4 protein-coding genes are annotated in these 7,275 nt (G+C 70.4%); 2 read left to right on the top strand and 2 right to left on the bottom strand.

All coding sequences use genetic code 11. The features are described from left to right. Positions 1–213 precede the first annotated feature (213 nt). A complete protein-coding gene (locus AB0H86_RS21235) occupies positions 214–2,133 on the bottom strand; it encodes an MFS transporter (protein WP_362440642.1) in 1,920 nt (639 codons plus the stop codon). Between the two features lie 154 nt (positions 2,134–2,287). Beyond that, positions 2,288–5,014 carry a D-alanyl-D-alanine carboxypeptidase gene (locus tag AB0H86_RS21230; protein WP_362440639.1) on the bottom strand — a complete coding sequence of 909 codons (2,727 nt, stop codon included), beginning with the start codon at positions 5,012–5,014 and terminating at the stop codon, positions 2,288–2,290. A 221-nt stretch (positions 5,015–5,235) separates the two neighbouring features. Here AB0H86_RS21230 and AB0H86_RS21225 point away from each other — a divergent pair, with 221 nt between their 5' ends. Then, positions 5,236–5,991 carry a GPP34 family phosphoprotein gene (locus AB0H86_RS21225; protein WP_362440636.1) on the top strand — a complete coding sequence of 252 codons (756 nt, stop codon included), beginning with the start codon at positions 5,236–5,238 and terminating at the stop codon, positions 5,989–5,991. Between the two features lie 382 nt (positions 5,992–6,373). Further along, a complete protein-coding gene (locus tag AB0H86_RS21220; RefSeq protein WP_362440633.1) occupies positions 6,374–7,243 on the top strand; it encodes a helix-turn-helix transcriptional regulator in 870 nt (289 codons plus the stop codon). Positions 7,244–7,275: the final 32 nt, after the last annotated feature.

The following is a 7,275-nucleotide window of genomic DNA, read 5'->3' as shown; positions in this document are numbered from 1 at the left end:
GTCCGTCCTCGGTCTGGCGCGGAATCGGTTTCTTGGTGAGTGGGCGGTGTTGACGCGCCAGACGCTGCGGGCGGACACCCCCGTCCCGTCCCCTTGCCGCCGTGGGCGAGTGCGCGGCCACTCATGCGACACCGGCCCGGTGGGCTCCGACTGTGGGGGTCTGGGGGCGGCAGCCCCCAGGGCAAGGCCCGCTTCTTGCCCCACCGAGTCGGCTCACCTCAGTTCGTCGGGGCACGGAGTGCCCCGCGGCACCGTGTAGGGCGCCGCCAGTCGATACGTCCCCGCCCGCGGGGCGAGCAGCATCGTCCACTTGTCGCCCTCGGCGTCCTCCGCGGTCTCCATCAGGCACCCGTTGACGTTGTCGTACGACTTCGCCTCGCCCTCGCCCCGTTCCTTCGACGCATCCGTCTCCTGCGGCGGCTTCAGCTTGTTCCCCTCGGCGTCGACGATGCTCAGCCAGGGCGAGTACGGGATGCGGATGAGGATCCGCCCGGCCTTCGCCACCTCCATGGTCAGCTCGCCCTGCGCGGCCCGGTCCACGATCGCGTCCGGCTCGGCGAGCGGCGCCGGGTCGGTCACCTTGAACAGCTGCCAGTTGGCGTCGCCCCAGACCTGCCGCAGATACGGCATCCCGCGCTGCACCAACTGCCGCTCGCGCTCGCCCCCGTCACCGTCCGGATCGTCCTTGGGCAGCACGACGAAGTGCACGGCCCAGCGCTGCAACCACTCGTGGTAGTTCGCCGAGTTGAGCGTGTCGTCGTAGAAGAGCGGGTTGCGTTCCATGTCGGCCTGCCGGTTCCAGCCGCGGGCCAGGTTCACATAGGGCGCGAGCGCGGAGGCCTCCCGGTGGGAGCGGGCGGGCACGACCTCCACCCGGCCCTTCTCCGCGCCGACCTCCTGGAGCTCGTTGACCAGCGGCGCGAGTTCACGCGCCCAGGACGCCGCCGGGGTGGTGTGGATGATGTCGTCGACCGTCTTGAAGCCGATCCATCCGGTGAAGGCGACGAAGGCCAGCACGACCGTGTACCACTTGCGCGAGCGCGGCACCGTGAACGGCAGCGCCGCCAGCAGCACGACCCCCGCGAACAGCATCGGCAGCCGCGTGATGTTGGAGCCGATCTGGGAACTGACCAGCCACACCAGCAGCACCGCAAGGCCGTACACGGCCGACGTGATCCGTACGGACGTCCACTCGCGCGGGACCACGGCGAACACGGCCGCCGCGGACGCCATCGGCAGGATCGTCGAGAAGACCGACATCGGCTGGGTGCCGGAGAACGGGAACAGCCACGCCGACACCGCGACCACGGCAGCCGGCGCGAGACCCAGCGCCCACGCGCCCGGCCGCCGCTTCTGCAGGAACAGCGCGACCGCCACCAGCCCCACGAACAGACCCGCGACCGGCGACGCCATCGTGGCCAGCGCGGCCAACGGAGCCGCGCACAGGGCCTTCGCCCACCGCTTGTAGCGCCATCGGTACGGCCAGCAGAACACGACGGCGACCGCGGCCAGCGAGAACATCGTGCCCAGCCCGAACGTCACCCGGCCCGAGATCGCGTTGCACAGCAGGGCGAAGACCCCGGCCAGCGCCGGCCACAGCGGCTTGCGGACCGGGCGGCAGCGCAGCAGGACCAGCATCAGCAGAGCCGCCGAGAGCGTCCCCGCGATCATCATCGTCGTACGGACGCCGAGGACCGACATCAGATACGGCGACACCACGCTGTACGACACCGGGTGCATACCGCCGTACCAGGCCAGGTTGTACGCCGAGTCCGGGTGCCGGCCGACGAACTCCGCCCACGCGTCCTGCGCGGCGAGGTCGCCCCCGCTGTTCGCGAAGGTGAAGAACCAGGCGATGTGCAGCGCGCCGGCGAAGGCGGTGATGAACAGGACCGGGTGTCGTCGGCCCCATGCGCGGAGGGTGGCGAAGGCCGCCCCGGCGAACCCGGAGGGCGGCGAGTTGTCCTCGGCGGAGTCGTGGGTGCTGTCGTCGTCGCCGGTGTCGGTGCTGGTGTCAGCGCCGGTGTCGGTTCGGCCGTGGGCCTCGTCCGGGCGCGCGGGCAGCCGTATTCGCGGGCCGGTTCCCGGGCCCTGATCGGTTTCGTCGGCGCGTGTCGGCTCCGCTGTGGCCACCTGTAGGCACTCCCCGTGGTGTCCTGTCTTCTGTTCTCGGCCGCGTCCCGTCAGCGGCGCCTGCCCCGTTTCGTGACGCTAGCACGCACCCCGCCGACCGGAACCGGGACGGGTTCCGGTCGGCGGGGTGCGGCGGCGCACTTCTTCGTCCGAATCAGCCGAGGCGCGTCAACTTGTCCGTGAAGCCAGGCTCCACGAGCTCCTGCTGGAGCGCCACCGGAACCTTGACCGCGTTGCCGGAGCCGTCACCGACGGTGAGCGTGCCCACCTGGGCGCCGGCCTTCGCCGTGTGCGGCAGGTCGCTGCCGGCGAACGTCAGCTTGACCGTGAGACCCGCCCAGCCGACGGCCGTGACGTCCTTCGTGGTGACGACCGGGGTATGGCCGCCGAGACCGTCGTCCACGTACCCGACGACGTCCCCCTTCTTCAGGATCGTCGCGGAGTCGAGCGCTGCCTGCGCCGCCCGGATGAGCTTGTCGCCGGCGTCCAGCGCACCCGCGAGGATGGTGTTGTCCGCACCGCCCGCGGGCTGGCGCACCACGGCGCCGACGACCCGTCGGATCTCGCCGTTCACCTCTTTCTTGGCCGCGAAGACGAGGTTGCCGAGGGCCGAGGTGGTGGTGCCGGTCTTGATGCCGACGACGTCGTTGGAGCCGACCAGGCGGTTCCAGTTGTCGTGCTTGGTGCCCTTGTAGTCGACGTACGACATCATCGCGGCGACCTCCCGGAAGGCGGGCTCGTCCATCGCCTTCTTGCCCAGCTTCACTTGGTCCACGGCCGTCGACACGGTGGTGTTGTTCAGGCCTGAGGGGTCGGTGTACGTCGTGTTGGTCATGCCGAGGTCCTTGGCGGCGTCGTTCATCTTGCTGACGAACGCTTTCTCCGACCCGGCGTCCCAGCGGGCAAGCAGCCGCGCGATGTTGTTCGCGGACGCAATCAGGATGCTCTCCAGTGCCTCGCGTTGCGAGAGGGAGTCACCGGCGGTCACGTCGACGGTCGACTCCTGTCCGGCCTTCGACTGGTCCTCGGCCGTCTGGTCGACCTTGATCTTCGGGCCGTCGGCGCCGCTCTTGAGCGGGTGGTCGCGCAGGATGACGTACGCCGTCATGACCTTCGCGACGCTGGCGATCGGCACCGGCTTCTGCTCGCCGGACGAGCCGAAGCTGCCGATGCCCTGCACGTCCAGGGCGGCCTGGCCGTCGGCCGGCCAGGGCATGTCGGCCTTGTCGCCCTTGAAGGTGTAGCTGTCCGAGGCGGTGAGCTGGAGTTCGGGCGCCGGCAACGGGCGTACGGCCTGTGCGACCGCGAGGACGACGATGAGCAGCAGGGCCAGCGGGGTCCAGATCTTGACCCGGCGGATGGCCGTGCGCACCGGGGTGTCCGGGGGCGGCGGCGTGTTCGTCAGCTCCGCCAGCAGGTCCAGCGGCGGCTTCGGCGGCAACGGCTGCTGGGTCGTCCGCTCCGGCCTGAACCGCGGCGCCTGCGAGGGTTCGTCGGCCGGTGGCTTCGTCACCTGCGGCAGCGCGGTGGTGGCGTCGGCGGCCCTCGGCTTCCGCACCGAGGGATCGTCCAACGGCTTGAGCGCGACGAACGTGCTCGTCCGCTCGACGTCGGCCTCGGGGGCCTTGGCCTGGGGGGCCTTGGCCTCGGGGTCCTTGGGGTCCTGGGACTTCGGGGCCTGGGACTTCGGGTCCTTGGCCTTGGGGTCCTTGGCCTTGGGCACGTCGCCGAGCTTCAACATGGTCGTCGGCTGATCCACCGCGGGCGCGGAGGGGCGCGGGGCCTTGAAGACGGCGGTGGGGTGATCGACGGGGGGTTCGTCGGAAGCGGGGGCTTTGTCGGCCGGGTCGGCTTCGGCGGTGTCGGTTGCCTGGTCGGCGTCGGCGTCGGCGTCGGTCTTCGAGTCGCCGTCGGTGCCGGTGTCCTTCTCGGCGGACGGAGACTCGTCCGGGTCCGGGTCCGGGTTCGAGTCAGGGGTCGAGTCCGTTGCGGCGTTTGCGTCTGCATCCGTGTCCGGGGCGTCGGCCGCGTCGGCGGTGTCATCGGTGGCGTCGGCCGCCTCGGCCTCGCCACCCGCCTCGCCTTCGGCTTCCGCCTCGGCCTCGGCTTCGCTCTCGGGGCCGTCTCCTGCCGGGTCTACGGCGTCCCCGGCACCCTCGTCCTCACCGGCTCCGTCGGCCTGATCGGCCTGATCGGCCTCAGGTTCGGCGTCGTCCGTGGCGCTGTCCGCGTCCGAAGCGTCGGTCGCGTCGTTGGCACTCTCACCGTCCGCCTCGTCCGCCTCGTCCGCCTCATCCGTCTCGTTCGGGGTTTTCGTGTCCGCCGCGGGCTCCTCGTCCGCCGAGGCCACCCAAGCGGCCACCGCGTCCCGCAGCCGGGCGTCTCCCGTCCCGACGGCCTCGTCGCCGCCGTCCGGGGCGTCGGAGGCGTCCGAGGCCTCGGAGTCGGCGTCCTTCGCATCCGCATCCGCGTCCGCGTCCGCCTCGGTGGCGTCGGCGTCGGACGCGTCAGGCGTGTCCGAGTCGTCCTCGCCTCCGGAACCGGCGGTCTCCGCGTCCGCGCTCCCGGCCTCTGCGCCCGCTTCGGCGTCCGAGACGGCCTCGGCCTCCTCAGGGGGCTCCTGTGCGCTCTCTGTGGCCTCCTCGGCCCCCTCAGGGGTCGCCGTGAACTCTCGGACGGAGAGCACCCGCGTCGCCGTGTCCACGCCTCCACGCGCCTTCGAGGCCGATTCGCGGGCCACGGCCAGCCGCGGGTCACGTGGCCGGCTCGCCTCGTTCCTGGCCTCGGGAACCGGACCCTCGCTCCCCGACGTCGGTTCTGCCGACGACTCGTGCTGCTTCGACCTGTCGGGGGACTCGCCCGCCACCGATGCCTCCTCCATGCGCCACACGCCCTCTGCGTGGCTACCGAACCGTGAACAGCCGCCCGGGACACCGCTCCAGGCGCTGTCCGAACCATCTACCAGTGTCCTGTGTGCGGGCTTGACTGACCCGGTAGACGAGAACGACATACCTACTGGTTCCCTTACAAACAGGTCACGCACCCTCGACAGACCAATGTGAGAGGGGTCACCCTGTCATTCATCCACGCGGGGAGGCATGGATGGGCAGGAGCCGCAGAACCATTCCGGAGGAGCTGCTGTTGCTGGCGCTGGACCCGACCACGGGTACCACCGCACAGCCGCAGTCGCTCGACCTTGGTCTGGCCGGAGCACAGCTAGTGGAGCTGGCGCTGGCCGGACGGATAGCCCCAGACGGGGATCGTATCGCCGTGGTGTCCCCACGGCCGACTGGAGATCCAACACTGGACTGCGCGTTGGAGTTGCTGCGAAGGCGTGGCGCCCCCGTACGGGCCGTCCACTGGATTGGCGGGCCGCGACTTGGGCTCCGCCAGACCTACCTCTCGCATCTGGAGCGGTGCGGCATGGTGCATGCCGTGGCGGGCCAGATGTGCGGAGTGCTGCCGACGACTCGCTATCAGGCGACGGAAACCGAGATCAGCCGGGAGATCAGAGCCCGACTGGACTCCGCGATCCGCACCGGCGTACCGCCGGACCCGCGGACCGCGGCGCTCGCCGCACTGGCGCACGCGGTCGGTCTCGGCAAGCATCTGTACCCAGGGAACGAGGGGCGGTCCTCCCGCTCCCGGCTCAGGGATCTGATCAGGCATGACCCCATGGGCGGTCTCGTCGCGCACGCCGTGATGGACGTTCAGAACGGCGTGGCGATCCAGCCTCGCCGCAGCCCGGCACCGGCAGGCCGTCAGGTCGGCCCGGGAGTCGGGCCCGCACCGGAACCCGCGCGCGGCGTTCCGATGCAACCGCGCCGCGGACCTATGGCGCGCGCCGTGGCGCACTGAGCCGCAGTCCCACGGCACGGAACGACACGACACGACACGACAACAGCATTGAGGCACCGCAGGGCACCACGCACCACGTACCGCCGAGCGCCGCACCGCAGTCCCCAAGACCGGTTCGGGAGCCGCTGGTCCGCGCGGGGCGATGGGACCGTACGTCCGGACCACCGGGCGAAGAAACGGTCCCGCCGCCCCGCGCGGCCGCATGTCCGGGCCCGGGCGGGAAGCCCGGCCGGGAGCAAGGCGGCCGAAAACGCTTCACCCCTCGCGTACGCAGCGCATATCCACCGTTTCCCAGCGGTAGTAAGCACCTTGGTGGCAGTCTGCTCAGCAGCAGATACGCAAAGTGGCAAGTATGAGGCACGCAGCCGGAGGTGCACGTCCCGTGGCGTCCAATGTCAATCCCACTGTCAGGCGACGCCGGCTGGGCCAGGAGCTGCGCAGGCTCCGTGAGCTCAAGGGCATGACGGCCGAGGAAGTGGCCGAGCGACTGCTGGTGTCCCAGTCGAAGATCAGCCGTCTGGAGAACGGGCGGCGCAGCATCAGCCAGCGCGACGTCCGTGACCTGTGCGGGGTCTACGAGGTCGAGGACCAGCGCATCGTCGAGTCGCTGATGCAGATGGCCAAGGACTCCCGGCAACAGGGCTGGTGGCACGCGTTCGGGGACATCCCGTACAGCGTCTACATCGGTCTGGAGACCGACGCGGAGTCGCTCAGGGTCTACGAGCCGCAGATCATTACCGGCCTGCTGCAGACCCGCGCCTACGCCGAGGCCATCATCAGAGGCGGTTCGCCGGAGACGTCGGACACCGAGATCGACAAACGCGCGCAGGTCCGGCTGCGGCGGCAGGATCGTATCGCCGCCGCGGGGGAGCCGCTCAGGCTGTGGGTGGTGCTGGACGAGGCGTCGCTGCGCCGGGCCGTGGGGAGCCGTCAGGTGATGCGCGAACAACTGGAGTACCTGGCCGAGGTGTCCCAGCGTCCGCACATCACCGTGCAGGTGCTGCCGTTCGACGTGGGGGCGCATCCCGGCATCAACGGCCAGTACTCGATCCTGGAGTTCGCCGACGCGGCCGACTCGAGCGTGGTGTACATCGAGGGCGTCACCAGCGACCTGTACCTGGAGAAGGCGCAGGACGTGCAGAAGTACACGGTCATGTACGAGCACCTGCGGGCCCAGGCGCTGAACGTCGACAAGTCGCGTCAGCTGATCGAGGACGTGGCGAAGGAGTACGCCCGGGAGTACGCCAGTTGAGCCTTTCCGGGCGGAAGCGCCGGATAGTACAC

The organism is Streptomyces sp. NPDC050997 (genome assembly GCF_040660135.1).
Classification (GTDB): Bacteria; Actinomycetota; Actinomycetes; order Streptomycetales; family Streptomycetaceae; genus Streptomyces.
Note: the sequence above shows the minus strand (reverse complement) of the source record. Positions and strands in the feature narration are given on the sequence as shown.